General features: G+C 69.3%; 18 protein-coding genes. 11 read left to right on the top strand and 7 right to left on the bottom strand.

Translation table 11 applies throughout. The annotated features are described in order from the left end of the window. The first annotated feature begins 66 nt into the window (after positions 1 to 66). Genes ACWDOP_RS26300 through pknB form a run of 6 tightly spaced genes read left to right on the top strand, consistent with a single transcriptional unit; the run spans position 67 to position 8,454 of the window. Entirely contained in the window at positions 67 to 534 is a 468-nt protein-coding gene (locus ACWDOP_RS26300) for an FHA domain-containing protein FhaB/FipA (protein ID WP_354988195.1), read from the top strand. Continuing rightward, the gene (locus tag ACWDOP_RS26295) at positions 531 to 2,006 is read left to right on the top strand and encodes a PP2C family protein-serine/threonine phosphatase (RefSeq protein WP_454200786.1); all 1,476 of its coding nucleotides are present in this window, start codon (positions 531 to 533) and stop codon (positions 2,004 to 2,006) included. Before ACWDOP_RS26300 ends, ACWDOP_RS26295 begins: the two co-directional genes overlap by 4 nt. Continuing rightward, positions 2,006 to 3,478, top strand: coding sequence for an FtsW/RodA/SpoVE family cell cycle protein (locus ACWDOP_RS26290; protein ID WP_454200787.1), 1,473 nt, complete (start codon positions 2,006 to 2,008; stop codon positions 3,476 to 3,478). Before ACWDOP_RS26295 ends, ACWDOP_RS26290 begins: the two co-directional genes overlap by 1 nt. Next, the gene (locus tag ACWDOP_RS26285) at positions 3,475 to 4,944 is read left to right on the top strand and encodes a peptidoglycan D,D-transpeptidase FtsI family protein (protein WP_454200788.1); all 1,470 of its coding nucleotides are present in this window, start codon (positions 3,475 to 3,477) and stop codon (positions 4,942 to 4,944) included. Before ACWDOP_RS26290 ends, ACWDOP_RS26285 begins: the two co-directional genes overlap by 4 nt. A 34-nt stretch (positions 4,945 to 4,978) precedes the next feature. Then, positions 4,979 to 6,550 carry a serine/threonine-protein kinase gene (locus tag ACWDOP_RS26280; RefSeq protein ID WP_456347170.1) on the top strand — a complete coding sequence of 524 codons (1,572 nt, stop codon included), beginning with the start codon at positions 4,979 to 4,981 and terminating at the stop codon, positions 6,548 to 6,550. Further along, on the top strand, positions 6,547 to 8,454 hold the full coding sequence (gene pknB / locus ACWDOP_RS26275) for a Stk1 family PASTA domain-containing Ser/Thr kinase (protein ID WP_454200790.1): 1,908 nt from the start codon (positions 6,547 to 6,549) through the stop codon (positions 8,452 to 8,454). The genes ACWDOP_RS26280 and pknB overlap by 4 nt, the downstream gene beginning before the upstream one ends. A 106-nt stretch (positions 8,455 to 8,560) precedes the next feature. Here the strand turns inward: pknB and ACWDOP_RS26270 are convergent, their stop codons facing one another. Genes ACWDOP_RS26270 through ACWDOP_RS26260 form a run of 3 tightly spaced genes read right to left on the bottom strand, consistent with a single transcriptional unit; the run spans position 8,561 to position 10,360 of the window. Beyond that, entirely contained in the window at positions 8,561 to 9,037 is a 477-nt protein-coding gene (locus tag ACWDOP_RS26270; protein WP_454200791.1) for a deaminase, read from the bottom strand. Next, positions 9,012 to 9,725, bottom strand: coding sequence for a RibD family protein (locus tag ACWDOP_RS26265; RefSeq protein ID WP_456347169.1), 714 nt, complete (start codon positions 9,723 to 9,725; stop codon positions 9,012 to 9,014). The genes ACWDOP_RS26270 and ACWDOP_RS26265 overlap by 26 nt, the downstream gene beginning before the upstream one ends. Then, positions 9,722 to 10,360 (bottom strand): aminodeoxychorismate/anthranilate synthase component II, encoded by a 639-nt coding sequence (locus ACWDOP_RS26260; RefSeq protein ID WP_454200793.1) that lies wholly within the window; start codon positions 10,358 to 10,360, stop codon positions 9,722 to 9,724. Before ACWDOP_RS26260 ends, ACWDOP_RS26265 begins: the two co-directional genes overlap by 4 nt. 276 nt (positions 10,361 to 10,636) lie before the next feature. On the opposite strand from ACWDOP_RS26260, the gene crgA reads away from it, so the two are divergent. Beyond that, positions 10,637 to 10,903: a cell division protein CrgA gene (gene crgA / locus ACWDOP_RS26255; RefSeq protein ID WP_454200794.1), complete on the top strand. Its 267-nt coding sequence runs from the start codon at positions 10,637 to 10,639 to the stop codon at positions 10,901 to 10,903. A 73-nt stretch (positions 10,904 to 10,976) separates the two neighbouring features. Further along, positions 10,977 to 11,417 carry a PH domain-containing protein gene (locus tag ACWDOP_RS26250; protein WP_456347168.1) on the top strand — a complete coding sequence of 147 codons (441 nt, stop codon included), beginning with the start codon at positions 10,977 to 10,979 and terminating at the stop codon, positions 11,415 to 11,417. 15 nt (positions 11,418 to 11,432) lie between these two features. Here ACWDOP_RS26250 and ACWDOP_RS26245 read toward each other — a convergent pair whose 3' ends face one another. Further along, positions 11,433 to 12,314 carry a rhomboid family intramembrane serine protease gene (locus tag ACWDOP_RS26245; protein ID WP_456347167.1) on the bottom strand — a complete coding sequence of 294 codons (882 nt, stop codon included), beginning with the start codon at positions 12,312 to 12,314 and terminating at the stop codon, positions 11,433 to 11,435. 28 nt (positions 12,315 to 12,342) lie between these two features. Beyond that, positions 12,343 to 12,870: a peptidylprolyl isomerase gene (locus ACWDOP_RS26240; RefSeq protein ID WP_456347166.1), complete on the bottom strand. Its 528-nt coding sequence runs from the start codon at positions 12,868 to 12,870 to the stop codon at positions 12,343 to 12,345. Positions 12,871 to 13,045: 175 nt separating this feature from the next. On the opposite strand from ACWDOP_RS26240, the gene ACWDOP_RS26235 reads away from it, so the two are divergent. The 3 genes from ACWDOP_RS26235 (at position 13,046) to ACWDOP_RS26225 (ending at position 15,459) form a co-directional block, all read left to right on the top strand. Next, positions 13,046 to 13,315 carry a hypothetical protein gene (locus tag ACWDOP_RS26235; protein WP_454200798.1) on the top strand — a complete coding sequence of 90 codons (270 nt, stop codon included), beginning with the start codon at positions 13,046 to 13,048 and terminating at the stop codon, positions 13,313 to 13,315. A 17-nt stretch (positions 13,316 to 13,332) separates the two neighbouring features. Continuing rightward, positions 13,333 to 15,171 carry a glutamine--fructose-6-phosphate transaminase (isomerizing) gene (gene glmS / locus ACWDOP_RS26230; RefSeq protein ID WP_454200799.1) on the top strand — a complete coding sequence of 613 codons (1,839 nt, stop codon included), beginning with the start codon at positions 13,333 to 13,335 and terminating at the stop codon, positions 15,169 to 15,171. A 105-nt stretch (positions 15,172 to 15,276) separates the two neighbouring features. Further along, positions 15,277 to 15,459 (top strand): hypothetical protein, encoded by a 183-nt coding sequence (locus ACWDOP_RS26225; RefSeq protein ID WP_354991561.1) that lies wholly within the window; start codon positions 15,277 to 15,279, stop codon positions 15,457 to 15,459. A 6-nt stretch (positions 15,460 to 15,465) separates the two neighbouring features. Here the strand turns inward: ACWDOP_RS26225 and ACWDOP_RS26220 are convergent, their stop codons facing one another. Beyond that, a complete protein-coding gene (locus tag ACWDOP_RS26220) occupies positions 15,466 to 16,308 on the bottom strand; it encodes an ABC transporter permease (RefSeq protein ID WP_456347165.1) in 843 nt (280 codons plus the stop codon). Further along, the gene (locus ACWDOP_RS26215) at positions 16,308 to 17,294 is read right to left on the bottom strand and encodes an ATP-binding cassette domain-containing protein (protein ID WP_456347164.1); all 987 of its coding nucleotides are present in this window, start codon (positions 17,292 to 17,294) and stop codon (positions 16,308 to 16,310) included. Before ACWDOP_RS26215 ends, ACWDOP_RS26220 begins: the two co-directional genes overlap by 1 nt. Positions 17,295 to 17,355 lie beyond the last annotated feature (61 nt).

The following is a 17,355-nucleotide window of genomic DNA, read 5'->3' as shown; positions in this document are numbered from 1 at the left end:
GACCAGCACACCGGTTGGGGGTCGAAAGCCGTACCTACGACACGGTCGAACAGGAGGTGGAGCACCGTGCAGGGATTGATCCTGCAATTGACCCGTGCGGGGTTCCTGCTGTTGTTGTGGCTGTTCGTATGGGCGGTGCTCCGGACCTTGCGCAGCGATATCTACGCGGCCTCCGGCATCCGGGTCGCACCACGGGCCCCAGGTGGTTCAGCGGTGCTCCCATCCTTGCGCCGAGGCCAGAAGGGCGCCAAATATCTCGTGGTGACTCAGGGTTCACTCGCCGGCACTCGAATCTCGCTCGGCGCGCAGCCGGTGCTGATCGGGCGCGCGGACGATTCCACACTGGTCCTCACCGACGACTACGCCTCCACCCGGCATGCGCGACTCTCGCCGCGCGGGGAGGACTGGTACGTCGAGGATCTCGGTTCCACCAATGGGACCTACCTCGACCGGTCGAAGGTCACCACCCCGGTGCGAGTTCCACTCGGCACCCCTGTCCGTGTCGGTAAGACAGTGATCGAGCTGCGATCGTGACTCTTGTTCTCCGCTACGCCGCACGTAGCGACCGCGGTCTCGTCCGAGCCAACAACGAGGACTCCGTCTACGCCGGCGCGCGACTGCTCGCGCTCGCGGACGGCATGGGCGGCCACGCCGCCGGTGAAGTCGCCTCGCAGTTGATGATCGCCGCGCTGGCGCATCTCGACGACGACGAGCCCGGCGACGATCTCCTCGGCAAGCTCGATCGCGCTGTGCGCGAGGGCAATGCCGCCATCGCCGATCAGGTCGAGGAGGAACCGGAACTCGATGGCATGGGCACCACGCTCACCACCATCCTGTTCGCGGGCCGCAAACTCGGCCTGGCCCACATCGGCGACTCCCGCGCCTACATGCTCCGCAACGGCGAGCTCACCCAGATCACCCGCGACGACACCTTCGTGCAGTCGCTCGTGGACGAGGGCCGCATCACCCCGGAGCAGGCACACACCCATCCCCAGCGTTCGCTCATCATGCGGGCGCTCACCGGCAACGAGATCGAGCCCACCCTGGTGGTGCGCGAGGCGCGGGCCGGTGATCGCTACCTACTGTGCTCCGACGGCCTGTCGGACGTGGTCAGTGACGAGACCATCGCCAACACCCTGCGCGAGGGCAGCACCGACGAGTCGGCGGATCGGCTCATCGAATTGGCCCTGCGCAGTGGCGGTCCCGACAACGTGACCGTCGTGGTCGCCGATGTCATCGACCTGGACTACGGGCAGAGCCACCCCATCGTCGCGGGCGCGGCGTCGGGGCAGGACGAGGACACTCCCCCACCCAACACCGCCGCCGGCCGAGCCGCCGCCATGAGACCACCGCGCGCCGCACCCCGGCGCGCGGTCGCGCAGCCGGAGCCGGATCCGCCCAAGAAGAGTCACAAACTGCGCTGGGTGGCACTGTCACTCGCGCTGCTGGTGGCCGTCGGGGCGGGTCTGACGGTGGGCTACAACATGATTCGCGGCAACTACTACGTGGGCGCCGACGGTGACCGCGTGGTGATTCACCGCGGTCTGCCCGGTTCGGTTCTCGGGTACTCCATTCGCGATGTGGATCAGCGCGGTTGCGTCACCCGCGGCGGCGATCTGCAACTGGTCGCGCCCGACGCGGAATTCCCCGCCGGCTGCCGCGAACTCAAACTCATCGATCTCAAGCCCACCGGCCGTGATTCGGTCGACAAGGGGCTGCCTCCCGGCTCGCACGACGACGCCGTCAAGCAGATGCAGGCGCTCGCCGAGCGTGAACTGCTGCCCCCGTGCGAGAAGCCGGCCGCCTCGACGCCGCCCCCCACGACCACCACGCCGCCCAGCGACAGCAACGCGCCCGCGAGCACGACGGTCGTCCCGACCACCACCCCCGGCGCGCAGCCCGGTGGCGAGAACCGGCCGCTGGAGCCGCGCAAGACCGACCAGCCGTCGGTCACCACCACGACAGCGCCGCAGCAGCCTGGGCAGAACTGCAGGGTGGCGGACTGATGTCCGCACCGGCACCACCGTCCGCTGGGGCATTTCCCAGTCCGCCGGGCGGATTCGCTCCCGCGCCTCCGCCGTCCACCCGGCGGAATGTGGAACTGTTGCTCCTCGGACTTGCGGCGGTCATCACGACGGTGTCGCTGGTGCTGGTCGAGGCCAGTCAGGAACAGTCCATCTCCTGGGACATCGCCAAACTGGGCGCGGCCTACATGGCCCTGTTCGGGGTGGCGCACCTGGCGGTGCGGCGTTTCGCGGCCTTCGCGGACCCCCTGCTACTACCGATCGTCGCCCTGTTGAACGGGCTCGGGCTGGTGTTGATCCACCGCCTGGACCTGGCGGAGAAGCAGGACGCGATCTTCGCCTCCAAGTCCATCCCCTCCCCCGATGCCAATCAGCAGGTGCTGTGGACGGGGCTGGGGATGGTGGTTTTCATGGGGGTCATCATCGTGCTGCGCGACTACCGCACGCTGGCCCGCTACGCGTACACCCTCGGGCTCGTCGGCCTGGTCGCGCTCGCCATCCCGGCGCTGCTGCCCAGCAAGTACTCCGAGGTGAACGGCGCGAAGATCTGGATCCGGTTGCCGGGCTTCAGCATGCAGCCCGGTGAGTTCGCGAAGATCCTGCTGATCATCTTCTTCGCGGGGGTGCTGGTCGCCAAGCGCGATCTGTTCACCGCCGCGGGCAAGCACGTGTTCGGCATGGAACTGCCGCGCGCCCGCGACATGGGCCCGATCCTGGTGGTGTGGCTGGTCTGCATCGGCGTGCTGGTGCGCGAGAAGGACCTGGGCACCTCGCTGCTCATCTTCTGCACCGTGCTGGTGATGCTGTACATCGCCACCGAGCGGGTGGGCTGGGTGGTCATCGGCCTCGGGCTGCTCGGCGTCGGATTCTTCTTCGCCTACAAGATGTTCGGGCACGTGCAGGTGCGCGTGGAGACCTGGCTGCACCCGTTCGACGACTACAGCAACACCGGGTATCAGATCTCGCAGTCGCTGTTCGGCCTGGCCACCGGCGGGCTGGCGGGGACCGGTCTCGGCAGCGGCAGGCCCTCGCAGGTGCCGTTCGCCAAGACCGACTTCATCATCACGTCCATCGGTGAGGAACTCGGCCTCATCGGCCTGACCGCCGTGCTGATGCTGTTCTGCGTCTTCGTCATTCGCGGTCTGCGGACCGCGCTGGCGGTGCGCGACAGCTTCGGCAAGCTGCTGGCCGCGGGCCTGTCGTTCACCATCGCGATCCAGTTGTTCGTGGTGGTCGGCGGCGTCACCAAGCTGATCCCGCTGACCGGTCTCACCACCCCGTTCGTGTCCTACGGCGGCTCGTCGCTGCTGGCCAACTACGCGCTGCTGGCGCTGCTGATCAAGGTGTCCGACGCGGCGCGCGCGCCCGCGCCGGTGCGCAAGAAGGCGCCGGAGCCGATCGCGGAGGCGCCCACCCAGATGGTGCGCCGGCCGCCGAAGGGGGGCCTCGCGTGAACACGCCGCTGCGCCGGGTCGCGATGGCCGTCATGGTCATGGTGCTGGCCCTGCTCGCCAACGCGACCTACGTCCAGGTCTTCAAGGCCGACAGCCTGCGCAACGATCCGCGCAACGTCCGGGTGCTACTGGACGAGTACGCCCGCCAGCGCGGGCAGATCTCCGCCCAGGGCACCGTGCTGGCGAGTTCGGTGTCCACCGACGACCGCTACCGGTACCTGCGCACCTACCCGACCGATCCGCTGGGCTACGCGCCGGTCACCGGCTTCTACTCCATGCAGTACGGCAGCACCGGGCTCGAGCACGCCGAGGACTCGGTGCTCAACGGCTCGGACAACCAGCTGTTCGGGCGGCGGCTCATCGACATGGTGTCCGGCCGGGATCCGCGCGGCGGCAACGTGATCACCACGATCAACCCGGTGATGCAGCAGGTGGCGTACGAGCAGCTCACCGCGAAGGGCTACACCGGGTCGGTGGTGGCCATCGAGCCGAGCACCGGCCGCATCCTGACCATGGTGTCGACCCCGTCCTACGACCCGAACCTGCTGTCCGGGCACGACGGCGCCGCCTCGGCGCAGGCGTGGCAGACTCTGCGCACCGATCCGCGCCAGCCGATGCTCAATCGCGCCGTCTCGCAGACCTATCCGCCGGGCTCCACGTTCAAGGTGATCACCACCGCGGCCGCGCTGGCCAACGGCGTCGCCAAGCCGGACGATCAGCTCACCGCCGCGCCCCGCATCACGCTGCCGGACACCACCACCACGCTGGAGAACTACAACGGGAGCCATTGCGGCCCCGGCGATTCCGACACCGCGTCGCTCGCCGAGGCGTTCAAGCGCTCGTGTAACACGGCTTTCGTGGAACTCGGTATCAAGGTGGGGGCCGCGCGGCTCAAGGACGAGGCCGCCGCCTTCGGTATCGGGCAGCACCCCAACATTCCGATTCCGTGGGCGGACAGCACCGTCGGGACCATCCCGGACGGCGCGGCCCTGGGCCAGAGCAGCATCGGTCAGCGCGATGTGGCGCTCACCCCGCTGGACAACGCCGTCATCGCGGCCACCGTGGCCAACGGCGGCGTCCGCATGCAGCCGCATCTGGTGGATCAGCTGCAGGCGCCCGACCTGACCATGCTCGAGACCATCAAGCCGATGTCGGTCGGGCAGGCGATCAGCGCCCCGGTGGCCACCCAGCTGACCAACATGATGATCGAATCGGAGAAGAACACCCAGGGCGGCGGCCAGCGGGCCTACCAGATCGCCTCGAAGACGGGCACCGCCGAACACGGTAGCGACCCGCGCAACACCCCGCCCCACGCCTGGTACATCGCGTTCGCGCCGGCGCAGAAACCGCAGATCGCGATCGCGGTGATCGTCGAGAACGGCGGCGACCGCTCGCTGGCCGCCACCGGCGGCTCGGTCGCGGCCCCGGTCGCCCGCGCGGTGCTCGATGCCGGACTGGGGGGCTGAACGACATGAAGGCGCAAGGTAGACAGGGTCTGGAATGCTGAACAACGGTGCGATGATCGCGGACCGCTACCGGCTGCAGCGGCTCATCGCCACCGGCGGGATGGGCCAGGTCTGGGAAGCGCTCGACACCCGCCTCGACCGCCGCGTCGCGGTCAAGGTGCTCAAGGCGGAGTTCTCCGCCGACCCCACGTTCCGGCACCGGTTCCGGACCGAGGCCAGGACGACGGCACAGCTGAACCATCCGGGTATCGCGGGCATCTACGACTACGGCGAGACGCTCGATCCGTCGGGTGGCGAAATGGCCTACCTGGTCATGGAACTGGTGCAGGGCGAACCGCTCAACGCGGTGCTGTCCCGGCTCGGGCGGCTCTCGGTCCAGCAGGGCCTGGACATGCTCGAGCAGACCGGGCGCGCGCTGCAGGTGGCGCACTCGGCGGGCGTGGTGCACCGGGACGTCAAACCCGGCAACATCCTCGTCACCCCCACGGGCCAGGTGAAGATCACCGACTTCGGCATCGCCAAGGTCGTGGACGCCTCGCCGGTGACCAAGACCGGCATGGTCATGGGCACCGCGCAGTACATCGCGCCCGAGCAGGCCACCGGCGAGGACGCCACCTCGGCCTCGGACGTGTACGCGCTCGGCGTGGTCGGCTACGAGGCGCTGGCGGGGGAACGGCCCTTCACCGGCGACGGCGCGCTCACCGTCGCGATGAAGCACGTGCGCGAGACCCCGCCGCCGCTGCCCGCCGATCTGCCGCCGAACGTGCGCGAGCTGATCGAGATCACCATGGCCAAGGATCCGCAGCAGCGCTTCGCCACCGGCGGCGAGTTCGCCGACGCGGTGGCCGCGGTGCGCGCGGGCCGCCGCACGCCCACCCCCGGCGGCGGCATCGCCCCGACCGGCGCCACCCGGGTGCTGCCGCCCGGGCCGACGGTGATCATCCCCAACGCGCCGCGTCCCGACTCGGCCACCACCCGGTACCCGACGCCGCCGCAGCCGATGCGCCAGCCCCCGCCCGCGCCGCCGACCGGCGCGACGGTCATGATGTCCGGGTCGCAGACCCCGGTGGGCCACACCGCTTTCGGTGCGCCCCCGGCCGGTGAGCCGGAGCCGCAGGGCCGGTTCACCAACAGTCAGAAGGCCCTGGCCGGACTCGGTGTCGGCGCGCTGATCCTGGGCGCCGCGGCGGGTTTCGTGCTGCTCAGCGGGACGCCGGACGATCCGGCCCCGACCACCCGGACCAGCGCCGTCATCGCGCCGACCGCGCCGCCGAGTACGACCACGACCACCGTTCCGCCCACTACGACGAAGGAGAAGCCGGTTCCGCCACCGGTGACCACCTACGAGCCGCCGCCCACCACCGAGGAACCGCCGACCACGACGGTGCCGCCGACGACGACGCCGCCGGTGACCACCACGGTTCCCAAGACCACGACCACGGTCCCGCCGACCACGACCGCGCCGCCGACCACCACGGCGGGCGCGACCACGACCACCACGGCGGGCCGTCCGGGCATCGGCATACCATCATTCCCAATTCCCGGTGCTCGAGGAGTCGAGGGCGCAACCGACAGTGATCCAGCCATCCCCCAAGGACAGCGATGACGACCCCGAAGAACCTCTCGTCCCGCTATGAGCTGGGCGAGATCATCGGTTTCGGCGGCATGTCCGAGGTGCACAAGGCGCGCGACATGCGCCTGGCCCGGGATGTGGCGATCAAGGTCCTGCGCGCCGACCTGGCCCGGGACCCCACGTTCTACCTGCGCTTCAAGCGCGAGGCCCAGAACGCGGCGGCGCTGAACCATCCGGCCATCGTCGCGGTCTACGACACCGGCGAGGCCGAGGTGGACGGCGGCCCGCTGCCGTACATCGTCATGGAGTACGTCGACGGCGACACCCTGCGCGACATCGTGCGCGGCAAGGGCCCGATGCCGCCCCGGCGCGCCATGGAGATCATCGCCGATGTGTGTGCGGCGCTGGACTTCTCGCATCGAAACGGCATCGTGCACCGCGACATGAAGCCCGCCAACATCATGATCAACCGTGCGGGCGCGGTGAAGGTCATGGACTTCGGCATCGCGCGCGCCCTCGCCGACAGCTCCAACCCCATGACCCAGACCGCCGCGGTCATCGGCACCGCGCAGTACCTGTCGCCGGAACAGGCGCGCGGCGAACAGGTCGACGCGCGCTCGGACGTGTACTCGGTCGGCTGCGTGCTGTACGAAATCCTCACCGGCGAACCGCCTTTCACCGGCGACTCACCGGTAGCGGTGGCGTACCAGCACGTCCGGGAGGACCCCCGGCTGCCCTCGCACGTACTGCCCAGCGTCCCACGCGAACTCGACTCGGTCGTGCTCAAGGCCATGAGCAAGAACCCGGCCAACCGGTACCAGACCGCCGCGGAGATGCGCGCCGACCTGATCCGCGTGCTGGGCGGGCAGAAGCCCACCGCGCCCATGGTCATGAGCGACGAGGACCGCAACAGCTTCCTCGACGACGACCTGCCGCCCCCGCGCAGCTACCGCACGGTCGAGCGCCGCGACGACACCACCGAACAGGAGATCGTCGACAACGACGGCAACCCGCGGCGCACCGCGCTCATCGTGGCCGGCGTGCTCGGCACCCTCGCCGTCGCCTTCGGCCTGTTCTGGGCGCTGCTCGGGCCCGGAAGCAACGCCGAGCAGATCACCGTGCCGGACATGGCGAACAAGAACGGCGAACTGGCGCAACGCGATCTGGAGCGGCTCGGCTTCACCGTCGTCAAGGCCAGCAAGGCCGACGGCAAGATCGCCGAGGGCAACGTGATCTCCAGCCAGCCGCTGGGCGGCTCGCGCATCGACAAGGGCAGCACCGTCACCCTGCAGATCTCGTCGGGGCCCTCGCAGGTCCCGGTGCCGCGCCTGGCCGGGCTCACCCAGCAGCAGGCCGAACAGCAACTGAACGCGGTGGGCCTGCGGCTCAATCCGGAAACCCAGCGCGAGGCCTCCGCCGCCGAGGAGAAGGACAAGGTCACCAGCCAGGTCCCGGGCGAAGCCCAGAAGATCGACGCCGGCGGACTGGTCACCATCACCCTCGGCTCGGGTCCGGAGAAGGTCCGCGTCCCCGACGTCATCGGCCAGAACATCGATGTGGCCCAGCCGAACCTGACCGAGAGCGCGGGCTTCAAGGTCACCGTGCAGGAGGTGCCGAACTCCCAGCCCAAGGGCACCGTCATCGGCACCACCCCGGGCGCGGGCACCATGGCGGACAAGGGTTCCGCGATCACCGTGCAGGTCTCGAGCGGCGATCAGATCCCCATGCCCAGCCTCATCGGGCTGTCCCCGGCGCAGGCCGTGGACATCCTGCGCCAGCGTGGCTGGAACGGTCAGATCAGCCAGACCACGCAGAGCACGCTGGACGCCTCCGCCGTGGGCCGGGTGCTCGCACAGCAGCCGACGGCCGGATCGTCCATCTCCAAGAGCCAGACGGTGACCATCACGACAGGGGTCTTGTCCCTGGGACCGCCGTGAGACCCGGCCGATAGACCACGAAAGCCGCACCCGTGGGTGCGGCTTTCGTCGTTCCGGGGCGAGACATCCCGCCCGGCAGCCCGATTCGGCCCGGCGGGCGCGAAAGTCAGAGCGACAGATGCCGGTTCATCGACATGGCCTCGTCGGCCAGATCCCCCAGCTCCACGACCTCGACGCCGTGCTCTCGCAGTTTCTCCACACCCTGGCAGTTGTCCACGAAGGTCCCCGGCTCGCGCCAGGCGATGACCACGCGGCGGATGCCCGCGGCCAGTATCCGGTCGGCACAGGGCTTGCGATCCTGGCTCGCGCGCTGCGAACAGGGCTCGAGGGTGCTGTAGAGGGTGGCGTGCGGCAGCCGGGAATCGCCGGGTTCGAGCTTGTTCAGGGCCGATTCCTCGGCGTGCACCTTCTCATCCGTCTCACGGGACCAGCCGTGGATGATCTCCACGCCGTCCGCGCCGACGATGACCGCGCCCACCGAGAACGCGGTCGAACTGGGCGGGCTCAGGCGGGCGAGGCCGATCGCGTGCCGCATCCAGCCGCGATCGGTGCGTGCCTCATCGTTCTTGTGCGGCATGGACATCCGGACCCTCCTTGGGCAGATAGCGCAGCACGGCCACATCTCCGACGCGGCCGACCTCGGCCAGCCGCATGCGATACGCGGGACCGCCCGGGAATTCGGCGGGCCCGAGAAAACGCGGGGCGGCGGGATCGCCCACCACCAGGGGCGCGACGGCCATGCTGAGCTCGTCGGCCAGACCCGCGGACAGGAAGGCGGTGTGTATCGAGCCGCCGCCCTCGACCATCAGCCGGCCGACACCCCGCCGTCCTAGATCGTCCAGCAGTGCGGCGAAGTCGATCGCGTGGCCCAGGGACACGACATCGGCGCAGGCATCGAGCCGCCCGCCCAGCGCGATTCGCCCGGAATCGGTGGTGTAGAGCACCCGGTCGCCGCCGGCGTGCCACAGCCGCGCCGCCGGGCTCACCGCGCCGGACGCCGAGACGACCACGCGCAGCGGGTATTCGGGCTTGCCCGCGGCCAGCCGCCGCGACCGGCGGTCGGCGCTGTCGACCAGCAGTCGCGGATCATCACCGCGCAGGGTGCCCGCGCCGATGAGGATCGCGTCCGACTCCGCCCGCAGCTCGTCCACCCGGTCGAAGTCGGCGGCGTTGGACAGCAGCAGGCGGTCCGGGGACGCGTCGTCGATGTACCCGTCGACGCTCACGGCGACCGACAGCAGCACGTACGGCCGCGCACCGGGCGCACTCATACGAGGGCCGCGACCTCCGCCTCGAGCCTGGACACCAGGGCCTCGTCCGGGCGTTCGCCGCACACGCCCAGCCAGTTCGCGAGCATGCGATGCCCGCCCTGGGTGAGCACGGACTCGGGATGGAACTGCACGCCGTGGATGGGCAGGGTGCGGTGCCGCATGGCCATGACGATGCCGGACTCGGTGCGGCCCAGCACCTCCAGCTCCGGCGGCATGGTCTCCTCGACCACGGTCAGCGAGTGGTAGCGGGTGGCGATGAACGGATCCGGCAGCCCGGCCAGCACGCCCGCGCCGATGTGGAAGACCTCGCTGGTCTTGCCGTGCAGCAGTTCCGGGGCGCGGGTGACGGTCGCGCCGAACGCCGCGCCGATGGCCTGATGGCCGAGGCAGACCCCGAGCAGCGGGCGCTCGTTCCGGGCCGCGGCCCGGACCAGGTCCATGCTGGCGCCACCGCGCTCGGGCGTACCCGGCCCGGGCGAGATCAGCACACCGTCGAAGTCCCGCACCACGGCGTCCACGTCGGCCAGCCGTGCGTCGTCGTTGCGCCAGACGGTCGCCTCGGCACCCAGTTGGCCCAGGTACTGCACCAGGTTGAACACGAAGCTGTCGTAGTTGTCGACGACCAGAACACGCATGAGTCGAGAGTAGTTGGCCTGCGCCTGCGCGTCGCACGCAATACCGGGTTGGCCCGCGCGTCCACAGTGATCCACAACCCCGTACACAACGATCACGGATCGTTCCTTCCCCAGCCGGTGAACTTTGGGGCACGCTTGCCACAGAGACCCGGGCAGACCGCCCGGTCCCGGAGTTCGGGGGCCGATCCCTCGACACTCCTCACGGGGCTTGGGGAAGCAGTCCCCGAGTGACCTGGGATAATCTCATCGAGACTGCACGCCGAAATTGAGGACGTCATGCCCAAGTCGAAGGTCCGGAAGAAGACCGACTACACGATCAACCCGGCCAGCCGTACGCCCGTGAAGGTGAAATCGGCCGGGCCGTCGCCGGTCTGGTACGTGTCCATCATGCTGGGCTTCATGCTCGCGGGCCTGGTCTGGCTGCTGGTCTACTACCTGGCCGCCGAGCAGATCTCCTGGATGAACGACCTCGGGCCGTGGAACTTCCTGATCGGTTTCGGCCTGATGGTCGTCGGCCTGATCATGACCATGCGCTGGCGATGATCGCCTTACACGATTGTTATTCATACACACCTGTGGATAACCGTGTGGACAACTCGAGGAGAGACTGGGGACAGTGACCGAGCCCACCCCTCGACTCGACTGGGCCACCCCCCTGCCCGCGGTGATCGCCTGCGGAATCGGCGGCCTCGGGCTGCTCGTGGCGAGCGCGCTCGCCACCGACGCGGCGGGCAGGCTGCTCATCGGGGTGGCCGCGCTCGGCCTGATCTTCCTGTCCGTCCTCGGGTTCCGGCAGCGCCCGCGCCTGGCCGTGGAACCCGGTGATCCGCCGCGAATCGTGGTGCGCGGCCTGACCGGGGCCCAGCGCTACACCCCGGACCGCATCGTGCGCACCCGCGTGATCAGCTACCGCCGGCTCGGCCGGCGCATGCCCATGCTGGAGATGGACATCGCCGAACCCGACGGCGACGAGCGGCTGCTCATCTTCGGCCGCTGGGATCTGGGCACCCATCCCGAGGACGTCATGGACGTCCTGCGGGCCTACCTTCCGCGCTGATCGTCCCGCGGCGCGCTAGTTCAGCAGATCGGTGAAGTCCGGCGCGCCCACCGCGATGGCCGCGATCGTGATGACGGCCAGCGCCGCCACCGACGCCCAGCCGATGGCCATGGCCGCCTGCGGGGTCTTCGCCTTCAGCCAGCGCGGCAGGTACAGGATCCCGCCCGCGGCCAGTGTGCCCACGAACAGCCCGCCCAGGTGCCCGAGCATCGAGATGCCCGGGACCGCGAAGGTGATGATCAGGTTGAGCACCAGCAGCATCAGGATCTGCGTGAGGTTCTGCCGGGTGCGCAGCATGATCACCGCGACCGCGCCGAACAGGCCGAAGATCGCGCCGGAGGCGCCGACCGTGGCCACCCCCGGATTTCCGAGCACCGTCACCGCCGCCGAACCGCCCAGCAGCGACACCAGATACACCGAGACGTAGCGCGCCCGGCCCAGCGCGGCCTCGCAGTAGGGGCCGAGCACGTACAGCGCGAACATGTTCGCCAGCAGATGCAGCGGGCCGTAGTGCAGGAACCCGGAACCGATGACCCGCCACCACTCGCCCTCACCGACCAGGGCGGGAATGAGGCGCCAATCCCGGAACAGCTGCGAATCGGTGTTCTGGACCGGGTTCTTCGCCTGGAACGCGGTGAGCGCGAAGACCAGGACGTTCAGCCCGATGAGCGTCCAGGTGACGTACGGCTTGCCGACCGCCGACTGCACCGCGCCGGTCATCGTGCGGACCGGCCGCACATCGCGGCGGCCCTGCTGCACGCATTCCACGCAGTGCTGCCCGACCGCGGCCGGGGTGAGGCACTCCGGGCAGGCCGGGCGCCCGCACCGGGTGCACCCCAGACCGGTGGGCCGGTCGGGGTGCCGGAAACAGGTCGGTGCGGGCTGGTGCGGGTTCATGTCGAATTCTCTTCTGGATCGGGTGAACTCAGGAGATGGTGATGCTGGAGATCGCGATCTCGTCCTTGGGACGGTCGTTGCGATCGGTCGCCGCGGTGGCGATGGTGTCGACCACCTTGCGCGAATCCGGGTCGAGCACCTCGCCGAAGATGGTGTGCTTGCGGTTGAGGTGCGACTGCGGGCCCACGGTGATGAAGAACTGCGAACCGTTGGTGCCCGGGCCGGCGTTGGCCATGGCCAGCAGGTAGCCGCGGTCGAAACGCAGTTCCGGGTGGAACTCGTCCTTGAACTCGTACCCCGGGCCGCCGCGGCCGGTGCCGGTCGGGTCGCCGCCCTGGATCATGAAGCCGTCGATGATCCGGTGGAACACGGCGCCGTCGTAGAACGGGCCGGAATTGGTGCCCGAGGCGTTCGGGGTGGTGTACGGCGCGGAACCGTCGGCGAGCCCGAGGAAGTTGCGGACGGTCGCGGGGGCGTGGTTACCGAAGAGCGCGATCTTGATATCGCCGAGGTTGGTGTGCAGCGTCGCCACGGCGGTCTGATTCGGTGAGGTCACGGAGCCAAGGGTAGTTGGTTGCGCGTCCAGGGTTTCCCGACACTCGGGACCGGCGCGACCCGAGCCGGGGCCGTCCCCACCGCAAACACCGCCGGTCACGAGATTCACCGCACTTCCTGCCCGAATCCGGGCAGATAAGTTGCGGAGTAGGGGTGATCATGGCAGGTTCGGTGCGGTGAATGACGGGGTTCCGGCCGATCTGGTGCGCCACGTGGCGGCGTCCACCGGGCTACCCGCAGCGGTCGCGGCCCGAGTGGTCGCCGATGTCGCCGGATACTTCGACGAGACCGCCGAACAGTTCGTGCGACGCAGACACGCCGAACTGCAGCGCCGGCAGGTGCGCAACGCCGAGATCTGGCGGCAGCTCGCCGCCGAACTCGCCGGGCGGCCGGTCGCCGCCCCGGAATTCACCGAACGGCAACTGCGCCGCATCGTCTACGGATAGAGGAGAGCCTCGCCGCAATGTGTGGAATCGTCGGATACATCGGGCACCGCGACGCCGTGCCGGTCCTGCTCGAGGGCCTGCATCGGCTCGAATACCGCGGGTACGACTCCGCCGGACTCGCCATCCCGCACCGGGGCCGGTTGCGGATCACCAAAACCCAAGGGCGGGTGCAGGATCTGCGTAACCGGGTGGACGCCGAGGGCGCCCGCCTGCGCGGCAACGTCGGCATCGCGCACACCCGCTGGGCCACGCACGGCGAGCCCAGCGACGCCAACGCGCACCCGCACACCGACGGTGCCGGCCGAATCGCCGTGGTGCACAACGGGATCGTGGAGAACGCCGAGGAACTGCGCGCCGAATTGACCGCCGCGGGTGTGGAATTCGTCTCCGACACCGACACCGAGGCCATCGCCCACCTGGTGGCGGCCGCCCTGACCGACGCAGATTCCCTGGAAGACGCGGTCCGCACCGCGCTGCACCGCGTCGAGGGCACCTACGGGCTGCTCGTGCTCGACCCGCGCCGCCCCGACGAGCTCGTGGTCGCCCGCAACGGCAGCCCCATCGTGCTCGGCGTCGGCGACGGCGAGATGTTCGTCGCCTCGGACGTCGCCGCGCTGGTGCACCACACCCAGCGCGTGGTCTTCCTCGACGACGGCGAGCTGGCCACCGTGCGCGCGGGCGAATTCCGCACCAGCACACTCGGATTGGACGCGCGCCGCACCGACAAGACCCCGACCACCATCGCCATGGCGGCCGAGGACTACGCGCTGGGCGGCTACGACGACTTCATGCGCAAGGAGATGGCGGAGCAGCCCGACGCCGTCCGCCGCGCCCTGCGCGGCCGGCTCGACGAACGCTTCGCCACCGCCATCCTGGGCGGGCTGAACATGGACGCGCGCGAACTGCGCGGCATTCGCAAGGTGGTGTTCCTGGGCTGCGGCTCGGCCTACTACGCCGGACAGCTCGGCGCGCAACTGGTCGAGGAGCTGGCGCGCATTCCGGCGACCGCCGAACCCGCCTCCGAGTTCCGCTACCGCAACCCGGTGGTGGATCCGGACGCGCTGTACGTGGCCATCAGCCAGTCCGGGGAGACCCTGGACACCCTGGCCGCGGTCCAGGAGCTGCAGCGCAAGGGCGGGCGCGTGATCGGCGCGGTGAACGTGGTCGGCAGCGCGATCGCCCGCGAATGCGGCGCCGGGGTGTTCCTGCACGCCGGCCCCGAGGTCTCGGTGGCCTCCACCAAGGCGCTCACCAACATGACCGTGTCCTTCGCCATGCTGGCGCTGCTGCTCGGCCGGGTGCGCGACCTGTCCGCCGCGGGCGGCGAGCGCATCGTCGGCGGTCTGCGGGCACTGCCGGACGCCATCGAAGCGGTGCTCGCCCAGGACGCCGAGATCGCCGAGATCGCGGCCAACTACGCCAAGGCCCGCAGCATGTTCTTCGTCGGGCGGGTCCGCGGCTGGCCGGTGGCCCGCGAAGGGGCGCAGAAGCTCAAGGAGATCTCCTACATTCACGCCGAGGCGTACCAGGGCTCCGAGCTCAAGCACGGTCCACTGGCCCTGATCGACCCCGACATGCCCAGCGTGGTGCTGATCCCGGGTGACGAGCTGCTGGCCAAGAACATCACCACCATCGAGCAGATCAAGGCGCGCGGCGGGCCCGTCATCGCGGTCACCAACACCGAACTGCCCGAGGGACTGGCCGACGCGGTCATCCGGGTACCCGCGGTGGCGCCCGAACTCGACCCGATCGTTCTCACCATCCCGCTGCAGCTGCTGGCGTATCACACCGCCATCGCGCTGGACCGGGATGTGGACAAGCCCCGGAACCTGGCCAAGAGCGTCACGGTCGAATAGCGGACCGGCGACAAACGAGCGGGGCCCGGGGGTGTTCACCCCCGGGCCCCGCTCGGTCACGAATCGATTGGTGCGCGATGTCGCGTGCCGTGACACAGTGGTCGGATGGGACGCTCTCGCAAATCGATCATCTTGGCGGCACTGCTGGCAGCGGCCGGTGGGGCCGCCGCGTTCGTCCTGAGCCGGCGGCCGCAGCCGCCCGTCCCGGCGGCCGAGCCGCCGCGGCTGGGCTACTCCCGCAACGGCTCCGCGCCCGCCCCGCTGGCGGACGCGGAGACCAACCGCTGACCGCGGCTAGCGGCTCACCGAACGCTTGTACTGCCGCACCGCCAGCGGCACGAACACCACCAGGATCACCACCACCCAGATGAGGGTGGTCGCTACCGGATGCCGCATGGACCAGGCATCCGGCGGCGGGAACGCCGCACTGGTGTTGCCGAACAGCACGCGGGTGGCCTCGGTCAGCGCCGACACCGGATTCCACTCGGCGAAGACCTTGAGCGGGCCAGGCAGATCGTTGAGCGGCACGAAGGTGTTGGCCAGGAAGGTGAGTGGGAAGATCACCATGAACACCGCGTTGTTGAACACCTCGGGCGCGCGCACCATCAGGCCGATGACGGCCATGATCCACGAGATCGCGTAGGCGAACAGCAACAGCAGCACGTAGGCCAGCACCGCGTCCAGGAACGAGCCGCGAATGCGCCAGCCGACGACCAGACCAGCCAGCGACATGACGATCAGGCTCACCACGTTGATGACCACGTCGGCCAGGGTGCGGCCGATGAGCACCGCGGCCGGTTCCATGGGTAGCGAGCGGAAGCGGTCGATGATGCCCTTCTGAATGTCCTCGGCCAGGCTCAGACCCGTGAACGTGCCGCCGAAGACGACCGTCTGGGCGAAGATGCCGGCGATGAGGAATTCGCGGTAGCCACCCTCGAGACCCGGAATCTTGATGGCCGTGCCGAAGACGAACGCGAACAGCAGCACGAACATGATCGGCGACAGCGTCGAGAAGATCAGCACGTCCGGGACGCGGCGAATCTTGATGACGTTGCGCTTGGTGATGGTGAGGCTGTCGCTGACCAGCATCGAAGCGCGTTCGGCCAGCGACGGTTTCGCGGCGGTGACGACACTCATCAGTTCTGTCCTTCCGTCGTCGCGGCCTTGGCGCCGTTGACCAGATCCTCGGCCTCGTGACCGGTGAGGGTCAGGAACACGTCGTCGAGCGAGGGGCGGCGCAGTGCCACGTCGCGAATCACGACCTCGTGCTTGGCCAGCTGCCCGATCGCGTCGACCAGCGCCTGCGAGCCGTCGCTGACCGGGACGATGATGCGGCGCAGACCCGGCTCCAGCCGAATCTCCCCCTGTGCCAGGTTGATCAGCGCCTCGTGCGCGACGCCGAGACTGTCGACGTGGTCGACGGTCAACTCGATGCGGTCGCCGCCGACCAGGGCCTTGAGCTCATCGCTGGTGCCTTCGGCGATGACCTTGCCGTGGTCGATGACGGCGATGGAATCGGCCAAGCGATCGGCCTCCTCCAGATACTGGGTGGTGAGCAGGAGCGTGGTGCCGCCGGCGACCAGTTCCTCGATGACGTCCCAGAGATCAAGGCGCGCACGGGGATCCAGGCCGGTGGTCGGCTCGTCCAGGAACAGCACGGGCGGATTGGCGACCAGGGCGCCCGCCAGGTCGAGCCGGCGGCGCATACCGCCGGAGTAGCCCTTGACCGGGCGATCGGCGGCGTCGGAGAGCCGGAAGCGCTCCAGCAGTTCGCGGGCGCGCTCCTTACTGCGCTTGGTACCCATGTGATAGAGCCTGCCCACCATCTCGAGGTTCTCGAAACCGGTGAGATATTCGTCGACCGCGGCGTACTGCCCGGAGGTGCCGATCCGAGATCGCAAGAGCTGCGGCTCTTTCAGCACATCCACACCGGAGACCGTGGCCCGGCCGGAGTCGGGGATGAGCAGGGTAGTGAGTACGCGCACCGTGGTCGTCTTACCCGCGCCGTTGGGGCCGAGCAGTGCGGTGACTGTGCCCTCCGGCACGGATAGATCGAGTCCGTCGAGTGCGACCGTCCGGCCGTACTTCTTGACCAGACCCTCGGCGACTACTGCGTCGGGCATGATTCTCCTGATGTCGTGTGGTGAGGCGCTCGCAGGGGGTCTGAACTGCGCGAACGCCACG

This window comes from Nocardia sp. NPDC003693, assembly GCF_053981095.1.
Note: the sequence above shows the minus strand (reverse complement) of the source record. Positions and strands in the feature narration are given on the sequence as shown.